Source organism: Bacillus sp. D386, from assembly GCF_006346415.1.
The window spans coordinates 696901-714366 of the sequence record NZ_VEMV01000001.1 but is presented as its reverse complement, the minus strand read 5'-3'; the positions used below and the strand labels follow the sequence as shown (position 1 = coordinate 714366).

Here is a 17466-nt window from a genome sequence, read left to right as displayed (position 1 = left end):
AATAATATCCTCTAATTAAACTCTTTAATAGCCTATAGGTAAACGAAACTTAAAGGTACTTCCTTTATCTAATTCACTTGATACATCAATGGTGCCGCCGTGCAGACTGACAATCCATTTTACGATCGACAAGCCAAGACCTGTATTGCCGTTAGCAGTTGAGGTACGAGAAGGATCGACGCGATAAAAACGATCCCATATTTTATTTATATGTTCTGCACTAATGCCAATTCCATTATCCGAAATCTCACCTATCACATGATTACCCTGCTGATATAATTTAATCTTTACATATCCGCCAGGCCTTCCATAGGCAACCGCATTCGTAATCAGGTTCATAAGTAATCTCATGATTAACGTTTGATCTGCTTTTATAAAAAGATTATCCTCTAGTTCTGTAATTATCTCAATATCAGCTTTATCAGCCATATAGGTTAATTCTTCTGCTATCATTTCTGTTAACTCACTAATATTAAGCCTTTCAAATAGAAAATGGTCCATATTCTGCTGATCAACTCTGGCCAGTAAAAGTAATTGCGAAATGAGAGAGGACATTTTTTGGGATTGTTTTAGAATGACCTCAAGGGATTCCTTTACTTCTTTTGAATCATCAATTTGAGATAAGGCGTATTCAGATTGAGAGATGATGACAGAAGTAGGTGTCCTTAATTCATGAGAGGCATCAGAAGTAAATTGTTTTTCATTCTCAAATGAAGATTGTAATCTATCGAACATTCGATCAAAGGTCTGTGCCAAAGCATGAATTTCATCATTTGATCCCTTAAGGTTAATACGTTTTGATAAATCTTGTCCGTCGTTAATTTCGCTGACTGTATCAATCATTTTTTGTACGGGACGAAACGCTCTTTTTGTAATAGAATATCCGCCGGTAGCTGCTACAATAATAAGGAATGGAAAAGCAATTAGAGTCACAAGTAAAATGGTGTTCATGGCTGACGATAATTGATTTAATTGATAAACGCCTCGAATCCATATCTCATCATTAAATTTTTTATATGGGTGATCATATAATAGCCATTCCTGTCCATTCTGTTCAATGGTTTGAAGTCCATCCTTATTCATTGGTGTGTCCCCGTTAAATCCAGATGGAACATTGCCTTCCAGTAAAGCACCATTTTTATCGTAAATTAAAAGAGTGACCCCATCATCATAATACTCAAAATCATTATCTACCTCTAAATGTCCGTTTTTATAATCTATATCTCTAAAACCTTCTTTTACTGATTCCTCGAGTTGGTCCTGGATATTTAACAGAAGAATTTTATCGGAAGAGGCCAAAATAATACTTAATACCATAGCCATAATAATCACAATCAGGCCCGTATACCAGAGAGTGATCTTCATTTTAATAGATAATTTTTTCATGACTCTATCCTCAATACGTAGCCAGATCCTCTTATGGTATGGATAAGCTTGATTTCAAAATCATTGTCTATCTTCTTTCTTAGATAACGAATATAAACATCAACGATATTTGAGCCGCCTTCATAATCATAATTCCAAACATGCTGTTCAATATTATCTCGAGACAATACAATATCTTTATTGCGAATCATATATTCCAAAATTGCAAACTCCTTGCTGGAAAGGTCAATATTTTTACCCTGTCGCGTTACCTTATGGGTATTACAGTCCACTACTAAATCGCCTATTTCATAAACGTTGGATGTGTTACCTGATTGCCGGCGCATTAACACCCGTATCCTGGCCAGTAGTTCATCGAAGGCAAATGGTTTGATTAAATAATCATCTGCGCCTAAATCCAGTCCTTTGACCCGATCTTCAATCGTATCTTTTGCGGTTAACAATAAAACAGGAGTACGATTCCCTTCTTCTCTTATATGCTGTAAAACTTCCAGTCCATTTACTTCTGGAATCATTATATCTAACACAATCAAATCATAAGAAGCCATGGAAATATAATCGAGTGCATCAGACCCATTTCCACATGCGTCCACACTGTAATTTTCCACTTTTAAACGGTTTGCAAGAACGTTTTGTAAATCTTTTTCATCTTCGACTATGAGGATCCGCATGTTTAGTCTCCTTTTCTTCTTATTTAATATATTTTACTATAATTCACGTTTATTAAAAAAAGATGAGAAAATCATTTTTATTCATTAATGTTCCTTTAATGTTTACCCATTATGATGAAGTCAAGATCAAGGAAAAGAATAAAAGACAGGAGGAGAGGCGTCAAAATTAATGGAATGATAATTGGTTCGTGTTCTGGTCAAATGGTCTTATGTTCTTCGTAAATTAAAAATTCTAATCAATTTTATTGACCAATTAGACCAGTTTGAAGATTAACTAGAAAAGGAAATTGTATATAAACGATAAAAAGGAGAGATAGCTATGTTAACAAAATACAAAAACATGGTAGTAGAAAATAAAAAGAAAATAATCGGTGGCTTTATTGCCATAATTGTTCTTGGAATCGCCATTGTAGGCGGTTATGTTGGAATGGGTTATTACTATGCAAATAAGAATGACAACTATACAGAAGCACAAATTAAAGAAATAGCTTTGAAGCAAATTGATGGAGAAGTTATCAGTGTTCAAAAAGAATTCAATTTGGAAGATGACCGTATTTCCCGTTCTGAATACGAATACGATGTTGAAATTAAAACTTCAGAAAATCTTTTGAAAACAATCACTGTAAAAGGTAGAACAGGCACTATAGAAATAGATGATGATTTTGACGATGATCATATTTCCCGTTCCGAATTTGATGGTAAAAATTAAATTCATGAAAATTTCTTAAGTACAACCAACATAAGAGGAAGAACATGTCTAATTGAATTAAATGGATTTAATAATCAGGAGACTCCGCCAAAAGATTTATCTCTTTTTGGGAGTCTCTTTTTTATGGATATGGATAAGTTAAATTCTGGTATTATGATATAAAAGATATCTGGATACAAGGAGGAGACGATATGTACCAATATTTTAACGGCTTAGTCATCCTGGAAGGGACAGAAGGAGTTCCAGCTGAAAGTGTAGAAACTCTTTTTACAGATGCAGGATGGGCGAGAAACACACCAGATTGGCAGAAAGAAAAGTTTTCATTAATATTTGAAAACTCCACCTGGGCTTATACTGTATGGGATTCTAGCCGAATGATTGGAATGGTTCGGGTTATTTCAGACAAAATAATGGCCGCTACTATAATGGATTTAGTCGTTTTAACCGAATATCGAGGAAAGGAGATCGGTAAAAAATTAGTTGAACTATGTGTACAAAAGCTTCCTCATGGAGATTGGTTCGCGCATACGTCCGCTGATAATTTCAGTTTCTATGAAAAGTGCGGATTTGAAGTCAAAGACTTGTCCCAAAATGGAACGTGCGTCTATTATGGATATATACAAGCCCGTAAAGAGGGGCATAGATAAATAAAAACAAAGCTAACACCAACTAGAATCGCAGAGGATTTAGGGTGTTAGCTTTATTTATTTCACTCTATTTGGTTTCGTTTTCTCTCAATCTTCCCAGTTTACTGTGTTTTTTTCAAGAAGAATGAAAGAACGACATTTATGATAGCTAAAATTAAACTGATCTTAAATACAAATGCTGAACCAGTAGCTGCAGCTGCAGTTAAATCATTGGCTGCACCGGATAAGTAATCAGCTTGTTTCATAGAGAATAGAGATACCATTACCGCAATACCTATAGCTCCGGCTACTTGCTGAGACGTTTGTGTAATTGCAATACCATCTGGATAATATTGTCTAGGTAATGCATTCAGTGTATTTGTTTGTACGGATGCTAAGACCATACCAACACCTAACATCATCACGATATGTGTCAATACCATAATCCAAAGAGCGGTATCTGTTCCGTATGATGCATAAAGTCCATATCCAATGACAACAAGAATTGTACCTGGAGTAATCACGGCACGTGGTCCATATTTGTCAAATAATTTACCAATTATCGGCGCAAGTACACAGTTGATTAAACTCCCCGGAAGCATCATTAATCCTGTTACAAATGCTGAAACGATAAGGGCCATTTGCATATACATTGGTAAAACAACAAGCATGGAAAGCATGTTGAGGAAGGTAATAATATTCATAGCAAGACCTAAAACGAACATTGGGTATCTAAATGCTTTTAAGTTTAACATTGGGTGTTCCATCTTATTTTGACGGATACAGAAGAATAGTAATGCGATTAAGCCGATAATAATTGTTCCTAATACGGTTGCATTTGTCCAGCCAAGCTCTCCACCGACACTTACACCGTATACAACACCACCAAAACCAATTGTAGATAATACTACAGATAAAATATCAATTGAGACATTACGGATTTCATTAACATTCGGTATATAGATATAGCCAATGATTAGTGAAATTAATAAGAATGGAATGGTGAACCAGAAAATCCAATGCCAAGATAAGGTGTCTAAAATCATGCCTGCTAAGGTTGGTCCAAAAGCTGGTCCAGCTAAAATAACTAATCCCATTGTTCCCATTGCAGCTCCACGTTTATTTGGCGGGAAAATCGTGAAAATAACACTTTGTGTTAAAGGTAAAATGATAGCCAACCCAGCTGCTTGAATAATACGTGCTGTTAAAAGTACGCTAAATGTGGGTGCTAAAGCAGCTAAAACTGTCCCTATAAGAGAGAAAAATAAAGCTGCCATGAACATTTGGCGTGTCGTGAATTTTTGCATTAAAATACCTGTAACTGGTACTAAAATACCAAGTGTTAAAAAGTAGCCTGTTGCCAACCACTGAATGGTTGTTGCATCCACACTAAAAATTTGGCTTAATTGTCCTAATGCTATATTTAAAGCTGTTTCACTAAAAAGCCCGACAAATCCTGCTACCAAGAGGGCAGCCATTATCGGTCCCGTTTTGATTTGTATTTGTTTATTCACTTGTTATAACTCCTCTAAAAATAAATTATTTGTAAATTCGAGATTGCTCTCAGGGAGAAACGCATTTGTAGAGCAAAAATCCATCTTCATTGGAAGTCTAATCACTAAAGAAATAGAAGAATACAGAATCTTCTGAAAAAAGATTCGATAAAACCTTTGATTATAAAATTTTCTCAATTAAAATCAGACTCTTGTAAACATACATACTAAAACTACATTAGGGCGAATTTTCACTCACCTATATTTGCTAACTGTAAAGCAAGTCATTGTCTCTATGTTTTTTTAGTCATTGATTCGTTTTTAATCATTCCACTTGGGCATTAATTATTGATAATTTGAGATAAATCCAGTATTCGCAAGTAGAATCATACTTCTTTCAAATGGTGAGAGAACGAAACTTTGCTATTTTTATGCTTGTTTCGTAGGATCCAACACCTGTATATCCTTTTGGCGGGATAGTCCATTGCATTCGTAAATAATCAGCAATTTTGTATCCCTCCTGTTAGTACACCTCCACCATACTAACCAGTCAGTCTGTTTTTCACTATAACAAAATATTTCTTCTTGTGTAAGTAATTTGTTTTTTTGTGACAATATTTTTATAATTGATCTTTTTATGTATTAGGAGTTTTATGCATGGGGGTAAAAATGAAACCTTGCTATATCAAGGATGAATCAGTATATAAAACTATTAAAAATGTATCCCCTTACATTTATAGCAGGGTAAACATGCACTAAATTGGGAAGTGGATTGTATTTTTTAAGTAATTCATATACCGAATTTTATTATTTCAAAATAATATAAAGCGGTGGTTAGATTAACTGGTTATTAGTGATGGTTTCATACAGCGGGGTAGTTTATTCTATCTAAATTCAACTATTGATAAATATTCATTGATAGGCAGTTCCCGATTTATTATCCTCTGAATACCTATTTCACTACTGGCCACCAAGAAAATAGTAAATAAAATCATCCTGTGATACATAATTATTTAAGATGTGAAATATTTGAAAATGAAAAGGTTCTGCTTTCTGATTAAATAAAGTTTTACATCTTTAAGAACTGTATAGAATAAAAAAGGATTAACGGCATTAGGAGTCGAAAAGCTATAGTAATAGGTTGTTACTAGGATATAAGGAGTATGGAATCATGCTGAAAATTTTACGCTATGTTTTTTCAACGGTAGTTTTAATATTTGTATTATACGGATTTATTACTAGAAGCTTTGCGTACCAACCATTTATGATTTTTTTCTTAGGGTTAATGATGTTAATCATTGGATTAGAAGAATATCAAAAAGGACGAAAACTGATTAGTTGGGTGAGTCTAGGTGGATTTTTGTTTGCCATGTATGTAGCAATTGAAGGTTTTATACTGAATTAACAATCTGCAGTAGGATCTTTTTGGCGCTTTCAGATTTATGATCAATATGTGATCACATCTTACATTTCAGATTACATTGTGAGTAATCATATTGTTTAGAGATCTGGCATAAACTGATCCATATCCACATTGGTAAAAAATCCTGAATAAATTGACAAGAAAATGTACTCGTGTTAAATTTATCCTTAATTAAAGAATTTTGAATTCGAGATATATTGCATTTTACATAAAGTCTCGAATTCGAAATAAAAGTATTGGAGGAATAAAAAATGGCGAAATGGATAGTTGACCAGTCTCATTCAACAATTGGCTTTGCAGTGAAACATATGATGGTATCAAAGGTAAAAGGAAAATTTGATTCGTATACAGCAGATATTGAAGCTGCGGATTTAACAGATTTGACAACAGCTCAAATTGCATTTCAATTTGATCCAGCAAGTATTAACACTTTTTCAGAAGATCGTGATACACACTTGAAATCTGCTGAATTTTTTGATGTGGAAGAATATCCTACAATCGAATTTAAATCTACAAGCATTACAAGATCTGGGGATGACTATAAAGTAACTGGTGATCTGACTATTAAGGATATAACAAAGTCAGTTACATTCGATGTCGAATTTGGCGGAAAAGGCAAAAATCCTTGGGGAGTTGAAGTATACGGTTTTGAAGGGGACGCGAAGATTAACCGAGAAGATTTTGGTCTTACTTATAATGCAGCACTTGAAACGGGCGGCGTTTTAATTGGTAAAGATATTAAAATAGAAATAGAATTAGAGATTAACCCGGCAGCATAAGTTTAATCGTTCTTCTAAGGGGAAATAAAGAAGGATAATGTCTTCTAAAGAGGGTAATTTATGAGTGATTCCGCTCTTTTTTTATCCATTATCTCGAATTCGAGATAAATAGTTAACGGAGGTATAGATATGATATTGAATGAATTAAAAGGATTGCACCATGTGACTGCGATTACGAGCAGTGCAGAAAAAATTTATGAATTCTTTACAGGGGTTCTTGGTATACGCTTAGTGAAGAAAACCGTCAACCAGGATGATATTAAAACGTATCATTTATTTTTTTCAGATGATGTCGGCTCCCCGGGTACAGATATGACTTTCTTTGATTTCCCTAGTATTTCAAAGGGAATTCACGGGAACAATGAAATTTCGAAAACATCTTTCCGAGTTCCAAGTGACGCAGCTCTAGACTATTGGATTAAACGGTTTGATAAATACGAAGTTAAACATACAGGAATTCAAGAATGGTTCGGCAAAAAAACAGTGTCCTTTACTGATTTTGATGATCAGTCATATCAACTAATTTCTGATCAGAGTAATGAGGGAGTAGCTTCCGGAACGCCTTGGCAAAAGGGGCCTGTCCCATTGGAATATGCTATTACAGGATTGGGTCCAATATTTATTCGTACCTCTAATTTCGATTATTTAAAAAAACTTATGGAAGAGGTTTTGTTGTTTAGAGTGTTAGACAGCCATGAATCTTATCATTTGTTTGAAATGGGCGAAGGAGGCAATGGAGCACAGGTTATTGTAGAACACAATACAACTCTTCCACAGGCACAGCAAGGCTTTGGTACAGTTCACCATGTGGCATTTCGCGTGAATGACCGCTCAGAGCTGAAGGATTGGCAAAAACGTTTGCAGGCATTTAATATACCCAATTCAGGTTATGTAGAACGTTATTATTTTGGTTCACTCTATGCAAGATTGGCACCGCATATTTTATTTGAATTTGCAACGGACGGTCCTGGATTTATGGAGGATGAACCATACGAAACTCTTGGAGAAAAATTATCCTTGCCGCCATTTTTAGAAGAAAAACGAGAACAAATTGAAAGTATAGTTCGATCCATTGATACGGTTCGCAGTACCTTAACGTTTGAAAAAGAATACTTGTAAAGAGTAAGAACAACATAATCGGCAATTCATTATAAGCAACTAAGATGAGATTGAAAACTAAGATACTATTTCAGGGCTAATCGTAAATTTCGATTAGCCCTTTTATCTTTAATAGTGAATCTAGTTTTCTATATAAGAAAGATAGATTATTTGAAAATTGTTACAATATTTTTGTAACTATTACAATTTTATTTAAATTATACCAAATTCATGTTATGATATCTGAGTTAACAAATAAAGCCATTTTTGATTAAATTTTATTTATTTTAGAATGATTTGAAACCGTTTGCGTTTAGGGAGTGAGAGTATGGCGATAGATCCGAATGCACCGATTTTTAATATGGCGATACGCACAGCAGATATGATTGTTAAAATGTTTGGGCCGCGCTGTGAAGTGGCGGTACATGATTTTGCAGATTTAAAAAAATCTCTTGTCTATTTAGCCGGCAATGTTACAGGAAGAGAAATAGGTAGTCCATGTACGGATTTAGTATTAAACGAATTGACTAAACCTGTATCTGACATAGAGGATATTCCAAACTATAAAACCAGATTGATAAATGGAATCACAATGAAATCATCGACCATTTTTCTGCGGGATGTGGAAAATCATGTTATTGGGGCTATTTGCATTAATTATGATATTTCAATGATGATTCAATACGAGGCAGAAATTCAGGATTTCATTTCTTTTACTGAAACAGAAGAGAAGTCTGAAAACTTTTATTCGACCGTACAGGAAGTCATTCAAGATATGGTTGATCAAGTTTTATCCGGTTTTAAGAAACCGCCATCCATGTTGAGTCTAGAAGAGAAAATAGAATGTGTAAGATTATTACAGGAAAAAGGTGCTTTCCTAATTAAAGGTTCAACAGACTATTTAGCATCCGTTTTAGGAGTATCGAAGTTTACAATCTATAATTATTTGCAAAAAATACGCACACAAATAGATTACCAATTAGAATATCAGGTGAAATAAAGGAATCTATTACTTGTCGATTAAGGATTTTTGCACTATTTAGCTAAGCTTCTAATAGAATGAAAGCGATGGGGCTTTGGCTGGAAGTATCTGAAGAAAAGTAAGCTATCTAAAAAGCAGATTGAAAAAAGGAGAAAAACATAATGAAGTATCGATCAGCATTTGATATAATTGGTCCGGTTATGATTGGCCCATCCAGTTCACATACAGCAGGAGCTGCCAAAATAGGAAGAGCAGCCAGAACTATATTTAGCAAACAACCAAAGCGAGCAATCATTTCGTTATACGGTTCTTTTGCAAAAACCTATAAAGGTCATGGAACAGACTTAGCCTTAATTGCTGGTTTACTGGATTTTGATACCTTTGATGAGCGTATTCCAGATGCATATAAATTCGCTGAACAGGCAGGAATGGAAGTTCAATTTCTGGTTGAAGAGGCTGTAGTTGAACATCCTAATACGGTTAAAATAAATTTGTTTGATGATGGAGATAAAAAGTTAGAATTAGTCGGCATTTCCATTGGTGGTGGAACGATTGAGATAACTGAAATAAATTCGTTTAAATTAAAGCTGTCAGGTGGGCAGCCAGCTATATTGGTTATTCACAGGGATCAATTTGGGCTGATATCATCCGTTACAAGTGTATTAGCTAAAAATGAGATTAATATCAGCCATATGGAGGTTTCGCGTAAAGAACGGGGAGACATCGCAATTATGGTAATTGAAATGGATCAAAAGCTCGGAGAAGAAATCATAGAAGAGCTTAGTTCATTGCCAAACGTAAACCATGTAATCCGTATGTAAAATTAAATACTGACAGCAAGAGGAGGAAAGAATATGTTTCGAAATGTGGCCGAGCTTGTAGAGCTGGCACAATCCAATAATGTTAAAATTTCCGAAATTATGATTAGGCAGGAAATGGAAGTGTCCGAGCGATCAAGAGAAGATATTATTGCTCAAATGGATGAGAACCTCGCAGTTATGGAACGGGCGGTAGAGAGAGGTCTTAATGGTGTTAAATCTCATTCGGGATTAACCGGAGGAGATGCGGTGTTATTACAAAACTATATTAATTCAGGTAAATCTCTATCTGGTAAACTTTTATTAGATGCTGTCAGCAAAGCAGTGGCAACCAATGAAGTAAATGCAGCAATGGGAGTTATTTGTGCCACACCAACAGCAGGTTCAGCCGGCGTTGTTCCTGGTACATTATTTGCCGTTAAAGAACAGTTGAATCCGACTAGAATGGAAATGATTGAATTCTTATTTACGACAGCAGCGTTCGGTTTTGTAGTAGCAAATAATGCATCCATCTCTGGTGCAGCTGGGGGTTGCCAGGCAGAAGTTGGATCAGCTAGTGCCATGGCGGCAGCTGCCATAGTGGAGATGGCTGGTGGAACACCGCAGCAATCCGCAGAAGCTTTTGCAATTACTATGAAAAATATGCTTGGGCTTGTATGTGACCCAGTCGCCGGGCTTGTGGAAGTTCCGTGTGTTAAACGAAATGCGATGGGAGCTTCAAATGCAATAACAGCAGCTGACATGGCGTTGGCAGGGGTAACAAGCCGTATCCCATGTGATGAAGTAATCAGTGCGATGTATGAAATCGGAAAGTCCATGCCATCTGCATTACGGGAAACAGCAGAAGGCGGACTTGCAGCCACTCCAACAGGCCGCAGATTGGAAGAAGAAATCTTCGGAAAACCAAAAGCTAAATTAGTAGATTACTTGTTGGCAAAATAATAAGAAGCGTCTGTCCGCATCAAGTTAAGATGCAGGCAGGCGCTTTTTAAATGGTTGTGAGTGTGGTCCTGAAATTAAATGGGAAGGAATCCATTAATCTTCTTTATGTGGATCTATAATCATGTAAGGCCTCATCATGTCATAATCTTCATGTTCCAGAACGTGACAATGCCAAACATACGAGCCGCTATATGGAGAGAAGCGCATGATCAAGCGGGTAATCTCTCCAGGAGGGACAGCAACTGTGTCTTTCCAACCGTATTCATTTGGCTTTGGAGGCTGTGCAGGTCCAGTAAAGATAATGGTTCGATCCTCGTTATAACGATCCAAATCAAATGGCCGGCGATCGAGTATTTGGAATTGGATTAAATGGATATGAATTGGATGAGTAACGTTTGTAAGATTCATTAAGCTCCAAATCTCAGTCGTATCTAATCGTGGTTTTTCTGTCACTGGATCCATCCACATTTTATTATCGAGTAAAAGCAGAGTACGGCTGTATTGGTCGGTTGTACTTACTAATTTGAGGTTGCGAATGGCCGATATATTGTTGTGTTTTAAAGAGGGTACATAGGATAATCTGTTGGGAATATGGCTATTGTCCTGGCTGGAAAGTGGCTGATTTACCCTGAATTGAAGGATATCACCTGTTTGATCAGCTGGGTCTGTATTAGGTCCAAGATTATTTTTTAGCGTGATGGTTTTGCCTTCATATTGGCTAAAATCGACGATGACATCCATTCTTTCTGCAGGTTCAATTAGAATGCTGTCCATCATTACTGTTTTTGGCAATAAACCGCCATCAGATCCAATTTGATAAAAAGATTGTCCGGAATCAAGTTCCATTTGGTAACCGCGTGTATTCGAACCATTCAAAATACGAAAACGATATTTGCGTGGCTCCACTTCTAAAAACGGCCATACCTTCCCATTTACAAGAATAGTATCTCCAAGAAAGAACGGTCTGATGGAAGGGTTTGGTAAACCTTCTGCGGGATTATCCGGCTGGCTTGGATAAAATAAAGAGCCGTCATCGTTGAATGTCCGGTCCTGTATCAATAGGGGAATTTCAAAAGAACCGCTTGGCAGTTTCAGCGATTTTTCCTGTTCATCCCGAATAATATACATTCCGGCAAGACCAGCATATACATTCAGTCTGGTAATGCCCATGGCGTGATCATGATACCAGAGGGTAGCTCCACGCTGATTGTTTGGATATTCATATACTTTTCTTGTGAAAGCTTCGCCAACTTCCTTGAAATTATTTGTAAACCAGGCATCCGGGTATCCATCACTATCGGGACGGGTTTCGCTGCCATGTAAATGTGTAACTGTTCGAACCTCCGGCATATGTTCTAGATGATGGAATGTTTTATCGACAGGGAGAAAATGCTTGTCAGGAAGATTATTCTTCCATTTAACCTTTACAACCTCCCCCTGCTTGGCTTCTATAGTAGGCCCGGGATATTGGCTGTTATAACCCCATAAGCGAGTTGGCGGTAAATCTCGGTGTAGCTTTTGTTGAAACTCCTGCATTCTTACTTCATAATATGTTCCGCCTCGACCATTCTCCTTGGGATTCAGGGTTTTCATAATTTGGAGTGGATCCACGAACTTTTCCAGTTTTGGACTCATGTTGTCGGTCTCCTTTTTCACAATATACATTAGACTATGATGAACAGGATGGTTTGAAGTGGTCATTTGGACTAGTAAAGAGAGATAAATTAGTGAGAATAGCGGAGCGGCGATTGTTTAAAGAAAATGCATTAAAATTTTTAGCAATAAAAAAGGGAACAACAGACTGGCTGAAGTTCCCTGAATCTATTTATTTGAGTACCTTCCACAAATCAGTTCCAGTTGAGAATGATGAAGCAATAAATGAAACCGAAAATGAGAAGACTGCTGAAATGCCTGCTTAATTTTGCTAAAATAAAGATAATTATGCTGAAGGAGCTTAGAAATGGCTATCCAAATCTTTATATTAAGCAAACTAATGGAGGATAATAATTATCCTTATAAATTAAAAAAGCAGCTTTCAGAGCCAATTCCATTGGATCAATTAGGTGGATTAACAGAAAGCAAACTGTACTATCACTTTGAATCGTTGGCTAAACAGGGATTGGTTGAACAAGTTGAAGTTATAAAAGAGGAACATCGTCCAGATAAACAAGTTTTTGCGATTACGGATAAGGGACGTGAAGAGCTTCCTAAGAAAATATACAAACTGTTGGAAAATGCCGAGGATATCAGTGATATGGTAGTAGGTATTGCTAATATCAGGTATGTCGATCGTGATCGGGTTCTAACTATTCTTAACAAGAAATCAGAGCATATCCGTGCTCAATGGATGCATATTAAAGATTTTGAAAAAAAGGTTGAAGTAGACGAGGAAAACAAGAACCTTGTAGAGTTTATAGGGGAGTATGTGACTGCTAGAGTAGATCATACTATTTACTGGTTGGAAGAGTTAATCAAACAGATCAAACAGAGGAAAATATAAATTAACAGGAACTATATTTTTTTGAAAAATTACAAAAGATTTGGAGATTTTAAGGCACCACAAATGTTAGAGTCTACTAACAATTGTGGTGCCTTTTATATGCTGCCTAATAAAGTGTTGGCGATACCTATCTAGAAGGAGAGGTGTTCTATAAAAATGAAATATAGATTGGTCAGCTTCTCACCAATAAACTCCTATATTTTATTTCTACTAGAATTGGACACAAAGATTTTCTCATTTATAAAGGTACATATATTTATGGTTCTTTTATCTACTTCACAGAATTATCATTCACCATACAACATTAGATAACTGCTGTTATTAAAAATTCTGGTAGAAATATAGGATAAATTTCATGTATTTTTTTTGAAAAAAGAGGTTTAAAACTTAGAAATACCATATCATTTGCAATCTTTTTAACCTGTAATTTATAGTAATAATAGAAGTTGTTTATAATTATTATAGATTGAAATTAATTCCAAAGATGGTACTCCTTAATACTGTATATTCATCATACAGGGGTTATAAGGAGAGCTATTAAAAGAGGAGGTTTTCAGTATGGCAGAGAACAAAGATCATAATGGTTCAAAGAAAGAAGAAATGAAACGCGAGACTTTGACAACTCGTCAGGGCCATCCAGTAACGGATAACCAAAATATCCGCACAGTCGGAAATCGTGGACCTGCAACACTTGAGAACTATCACTTTATTGAAAAGATTTCCCACTTTGACCGTGAGGAAGTACCTGAGCGTGTCGTTCATGCTCGTGGTGCAGGAGCATTTGGATATTTCGAAACATATGGAAAAGTTGGCGATGAGCCAGTAGAAAAATATACTCGTGCAAAAGTATTTTCCGGTGCTGGAAAACGTACCCCATTAATGGTTCGTTTCTCTACAGTGGCAGGTGCAAAAGATTCATCTGAAACAGCACGTGATCCACGTGGATTTGCTGTTAAAATGTATACAGAAGACGGTAACTGGGATTTGGTTGGGAACAACCTTAAAATTTTCTTTATCCGTGATGCAATGAAATTCCCTGATATGATTCATGCATTTAAAGTGGATCCAGCTTCAAACGTGGCAGATCCTAGAAGGATGTTTGATTTTGTTTCCCGCACACCTGAAGCAACACATATGATTACATTCCTATTCTCTCCATGGGGTATTCCAGCAACATACCGCCACATGCAGGGATCTGGTGTAAATACGTATAAATGGGTAAATGATAAAGGCGAAGCAGTGTTGGTTAAATATCACTGGGAGCCAAAACAAGGAATTCGTAACTTGACACAAGAAGATGCAGATTCTATCCAGGCTAAAACAACTGCCCATGCAACACAGGATTTATATGAAGCGATTGAACGTGGAGAATACCCTGAATGGGAGTTATATGTACAAATTATGGAGGATGATTATCATCCTGAACTTGATTTTGATCCTCTTGATGATACTAAACTATGGCCAGAGGACAAATTCCCATGGTTGCCAGTTGGTAAAATGGTATTAGATCGTAATCCGGTCGATTATCATGCTGAAATTGAACAAGCTGCCTTCGGTACTGGAGTTCTTGTTGATGGTATGGATTTCTCAGACGATAAAATGCTGCAAGGACGTACATTCTCCTACTCTGATACACAACGTTATCGTGTAGGACCGAACTATCTTAAATTGCCAGTGAATGCACCAAAAGTGCCAGTTCGCACTAATCAGCATCGCGGCCAAATGGATGTTCGCGATCCAAAAGAATCCGGAGATAATCCGCATATTAACTATGAGCCATCTATGGTTGGCGGATTCCAGGAAGCAAGTAAAGAAGAACGTCCGCAACACCGTCCAACATACAATGCTGCAGTCATGAGTGAACCAATTGACCGTCCTAACAACTTTGGTCAAGCAGGTGAAACATATCGCAGCTTTGAGGATTGGGAACGTGATGAGTTAATTAACAACCTATCCAATGCTCTTGCAATTTGTGATAAACGTATTCAAGATGCCATGGTGGAATACTTCACTCAAGCAGATGAAGAATATGGACGCCGTGTAAGAGAAGGCATCGAAATGAAAATGAAAGAATTAGCAGAAATGAAGGAAGAATCTGCAGTACCAGGCCGTGAAGCAGGTAAATCCAGATTCGGTCAAGGTACGGCAGCAGCAATGGAAGCAACAAAAGATGCTGTGAAGAAAAGCCATGAGGCTGATCCATATTAATAGATGGACTAAAAGAAACTGCCAGTCAATTTGACTGGCAGTTTTTTAATGACGATTTGTTATTGAAGCAATAGAAGTAGTTAGAGATAAATGATAGAAAGAGAGGATTCCCTTTATTAAATCGCCTTCCCAATATGATAATTAGGAACTTTGGTTTTCAGAATCTTCATACATGATTTCGTTCATATCTTCAATCAATTGCTTCAAGTCTTCCTGATGTCTCAATGCAGCAAAACGCAAAGAAGATACAAATAGAGGATAAATATAAGTGAGGCTGATAAATTCTAGATAATCATTGAGATTACTGGCCTCTTCGGGATCTATAGCCACCCCTGTTGAAATCATATAATCATAATCTTCTTCTGCAGCATAAGCGATTTCAAACATTTGGTGACCAGCATCATTATTAGCTTGTTCTGCCACTTTTTCCATTTCCTCCATTAAATAATCAATATTGACGCTTAAATAGAGGGCAGCTTGCGGAAGGAAATTATAATCAGCATAGAGTACTAAACAACCGTCTCCTTCACCTTCTTCCCAGATTGGATACAGGGTAGGTGATAATCCTGGAAAGGGAAAATCGGGTACTTCCTCAAAATGAAAATATGTTTGCTTAGCTCTTTTCCCATAGCTTACTAGATCTTCATAACTGATCTCTTCAGCCAGTTTTCCACTAACAGAATTTCCTTGCCCAGTTTTAATCATCGCTCTTTTCATTAGCCTTCCACTCCTTTGTAATTTGTTCGTTTATCCCTTTTTCCAGCGTGCTAATCATAGAAAATATTGAACATGTGTTTGGCAACAAATTAAAACTACTGAGGTGTTTATCTCTAGCTCATCTTTAAAAAGCTAAAAACTAACCTAAATAAACGTCATTTCATGGGATAGGAAGGAATGACTTTTTTAGTGATGTAGTATGTATTTTAAATTGATTGGCAAACTTATGTAAGATCCTCAAGGAGTACAGTCTAGCAGAGCAAGATTGCTAAGATTTGTATTCTTATTTGTTAATATATGTAATATTGTGACATCTGAGAAATCAAAGATAAAGAGAATCTACGAAAATCAATCAATATTTTGGAAAATATTTAACTAAAATAGATAGCATTATAAAATTGTAAAAGAATTGTTGGTATACGCTGGCTTGCAAAACCTTGTGAGGGCTCTTTCATTTTTTAAATGACTATAAATGTTAACAATTACAGAAATATAAATCTATTAGTATGTTAAAATATTCCTGTATAGAACTAGTGTACAGGAGTTGAAAAGATGAAAAAAGCTTTATTTATCATGATCAGTTTATGGTCCATTTTTTTGTTGATGGGATGTAATTCGGAAGAGGAAAGTAAAGAAGAAGGACAGGATATAAGGGAAATGGTTCAAGATTATAGTACGGGGAGTTTTGATAATGTCTCTGCGTCCATTACATCACGTAAGTTAATTGTGAAGGATGATAAGGAGAAGTCTTATGATCTTCCTGCGGAAGAGTTTTTTGTTTCCATTGCACCCTATGTTAAAGAGACTCATCCATGTGAAATCCACAGTTTAACAGGCTGCCAGGGGGAACTGGTTAATAAGGATTTCAATGTATATATTCAAGATGAAGATGGCAAGGTCATTGTTGATGAAACCATGACTTCCTTGGAAAATGGGTTTATAGATATATGGTTACCACGGGAGAAAACATATCAGGTAAGAATTAACTATGGAGAAAAAACATCTGAAACGACGATTTCTACCTTTAAGGACGACAATACCTGCATTACTACAATGCAATTAATATAGGTGTCTATTCAGAAATATGTTTGAGATTAACTATCCGCTGATTTTT

At 36.2% G+C, this 17466-nt stretch carries 17 protein-coding genes; 12 read left to right on the top strand and 5 right to left on the bottom strand.

The genetic code is table 11. The annotated features are described in order from the left end of the window. Window positions 1–24 precede the first annotated feature (24 nt). Together FHY45_RS03400 and FHY45_RS03395 are read right to left on the bottom strand one after the other, a co-directional pair. Window positions 25–1386 (bottom strand): sensor histidine kinase, encoded by a 1362-nt coding sequence (locus FHY45_RS03400; protein ID WP_139891406.1) that lies wholly within the window; start codon window positions 1384–1386, stop codon window positions 25–27. Then, the gene (locus FHY45_RS03395; RefSeq protein WP_139891405.1) at window positions 1383–2057 is read right to left on the bottom strand and encodes a response regulator transcription factor; all 675 of its coding nucleotides are present in this window, start codon (window positions 2055–2057) and stop codon (window positions 1383–1385) included. The genes FHY45_RS03400 and FHY45_RS03395 overlap by 4 nt, the downstream gene beginning before the upstream one ends. Before the next feature lie 319 nt (window positions 2058–2376). Between FHY45_RS03395 and FHY45_RS03390 the strand changes: the two genes are divergently transcribed. Both FHY45_RS03390 and FHY45_RS03385 read left to right on the top strand, forming a co-directional pair. Further along, entirely contained in the window at window positions 2377–2766 is a 390-nt protein-coding gene (locus FHY45_RS03390) for a PepSY domain-containing protein (RefSeq protein WP_257468965.1), read from the top strand. 191 nt (window positions 2767–2957) lie between these two features. Beyond that, window positions 2958–3413 carry a GNAT family N-acetyltransferase gene (locus FHY45_RS03385; protein ID WP_139891404.1) on the top strand — a complete coding sequence of 152 codons (456 nt, stop codon included), beginning with the start codon at window positions 2958–2960 and terminating at the stop codon, window positions 3411–3413. A 101-nt stretch (window positions 3414–3514) separates the two neighbouring features. On the opposite strand, the gene FHY45_RS03380 is transcribed toward FHY45_RS03385, so the two are convergent. Continuing rightward, window positions 3515–4906, bottom strand: a complete 1392-nt coding sequence (locus tag FHY45_RS03380) for a DHA2 family efflux MFS transporter permease subunit (RefSeq protein ID WP_139891403.1) — start codon at window positions 4904–4906, stop codon at window positions 3515–3517. A gap of 1150 nt (window positions 4907–6056) precedes the next feature. On the opposite strand from FHY45_RS03380, the gene FHY45_RS03375 reads away from it, so the two are divergent. From FHY45_RS03375 to sdaAA, 6 genes are all read left to right on the top strand, one after another. Continuing rightward, window positions 6057–6290, top strand: a complete 234-nt coding sequence (locus tag FHY45_RS03375; protein ID WP_139891402.1) for a DUF3953 domain-containing protein — start codon at window positions 6057–6059, stop codon at window positions 6288–6290. Between the two features lie 269 nt (window positions 6291–6559). Next, window positions 6560–7087, top strand: coding sequence for a YceI family protein (locus FHY45_RS03370; RefSeq protein ID WP_139891401.1), 528 nt, complete (start codon window positions 6560–6562; stop codon window positions 7085–7087). Window positions 7088–7222: 135 nt separating this feature from the next. Further along, window positions 7223–8206 carry a ring-cleaving dioxygenase gene (locus tag FHY45_RS03365; RefSeq protein WP_139891571.1) on the top strand — a complete coding sequence of 328 codons (984 nt, stop codon included), beginning with the start codon at window positions 7223–7225 and terminating at the stop codon, window positions 8204–8206. Window positions 8207–8513: 307 nt separating this feature from the next. Then, complete coding sequence (locus FHY45_RS03360; protein ID WP_066101283.1) at window positions 8514–9185, top strand: helix-turn-helix transcriptional regulator; 672 nt, start codon at window positions 8514–8516, stop codon at window positions 9183–9185. A gap of 143 nt (window positions 9186–9328) precedes the next feature. Continuing rightward, window positions 9329–9988, top strand: a complete 660-nt coding sequence (gene sdaAB / locus FHY45_RS03355; RefSeq protein WP_066101280.1) for an L-serine ammonia-lyase, iron-sulfur-dependent subunit beta — start codon at window positions 9329–9331, stop codon at window positions 9986–9988. Window positions 9989–10021: 33 nt separating this feature from the next. Then, a complete protein-coding gene (sdaAA, locus tag FHY45_RS03350; protein ID WP_066101277.1) occupies window positions 10022–10927 on the top strand; it encodes an L-serine ammonia-lyase, iron-sulfur-dependent, subunit alpha in 906 nt (301 codons plus the stop codon). Window positions 10928–11020: 93 nt separating this feature from the next. On the opposite strand, the gene FHY45_RS03345 is transcribed toward sdaAA, so the two are convergent. Further along, the gene (locus FHY45_RS03345) at window positions 11021–12562 is read right to left on the bottom strand and encodes a multicopper oxidase family protein (protein ID WP_139891400.1); all 1542 of its coding nucleotides are present in this window, start codon (window positions 12560–12562) and stop codon (window positions 11021–11023) included. Between the two features lie 53 nt (window positions 12563–12615). On the opposite strand from FHY45_RS03345, the gene FHY45_RS03340 reads away from it, so the two are divergent. The 3 genes from FHY45_RS03340 to FHY45_RS03330 all read left to right on the top strand — a co-directional run bounded on the left by FHY45_RS03340 (window position 12616) and on the right by FHY45_RS03330 (window position 15635). Continuing rightward, window positions 12616–12846, top strand: a complete 231-nt coding sequence (locus tag FHY45_RS03340; protein ID WP_139063792.1) for a hypothetical protein — start codon at window positions 12616–12618, stop codon at window positions 12844–12846. A 41-nt stretch (window positions 12847–12887) separates the two neighbouring features. Continuing rightward, the gene (locus tag FHY45_RS03335; protein WP_066101271.1) at window positions 12888–13427 is read left to right on the top strand and encodes a PadR family transcriptional regulator; all 540 of its coding nucleotides are present in this window, start codon (window positions 12888–12890) and stop codon (window positions 13425–13427) included. Between the two features lie 558 nt (window positions 13428–13985). Beyond that, the gene (locus FHY45_RS03330) at window positions 13986–15635 is read left to right on the top strand and encodes a catalase (RefSeq protein WP_066101268.1); all 1650 of its coding nucleotides are present in this window, start codon (window positions 13986–13988) and stop codon (window positions 15633–15635) included. A gap of 141 nt (window positions 15636–15776) precedes the next feature. Here FHY45_RS03330 and FHY45_RS03325 read toward each other — a convergent pair whose 3' ends face one another. After that, complete coding sequence (locus FHY45_RS03325; protein WP_139891399.1) at window positions 15777–16352, bottom strand: hypothetical protein; 576 nt, start codon at window positions 16350–16352, stop codon at window positions 15777–15779. Between the two features lie 552 nt (window positions 16353–16904). Between FHY45_RS03325 and FHY45_RS03320 the strand changes: the two genes are divergently transcribed. After that, a complete protein-coding gene (locus FHY45_RS03320; protein ID WP_139891398.1) occupies window positions 16905–17420 on the top strand; it encodes a CueP family metal-binding protein in 516 nt (171 codons plus the stop codon). Window positions 17421–17466 lie beyond the last annotated feature (46 nt).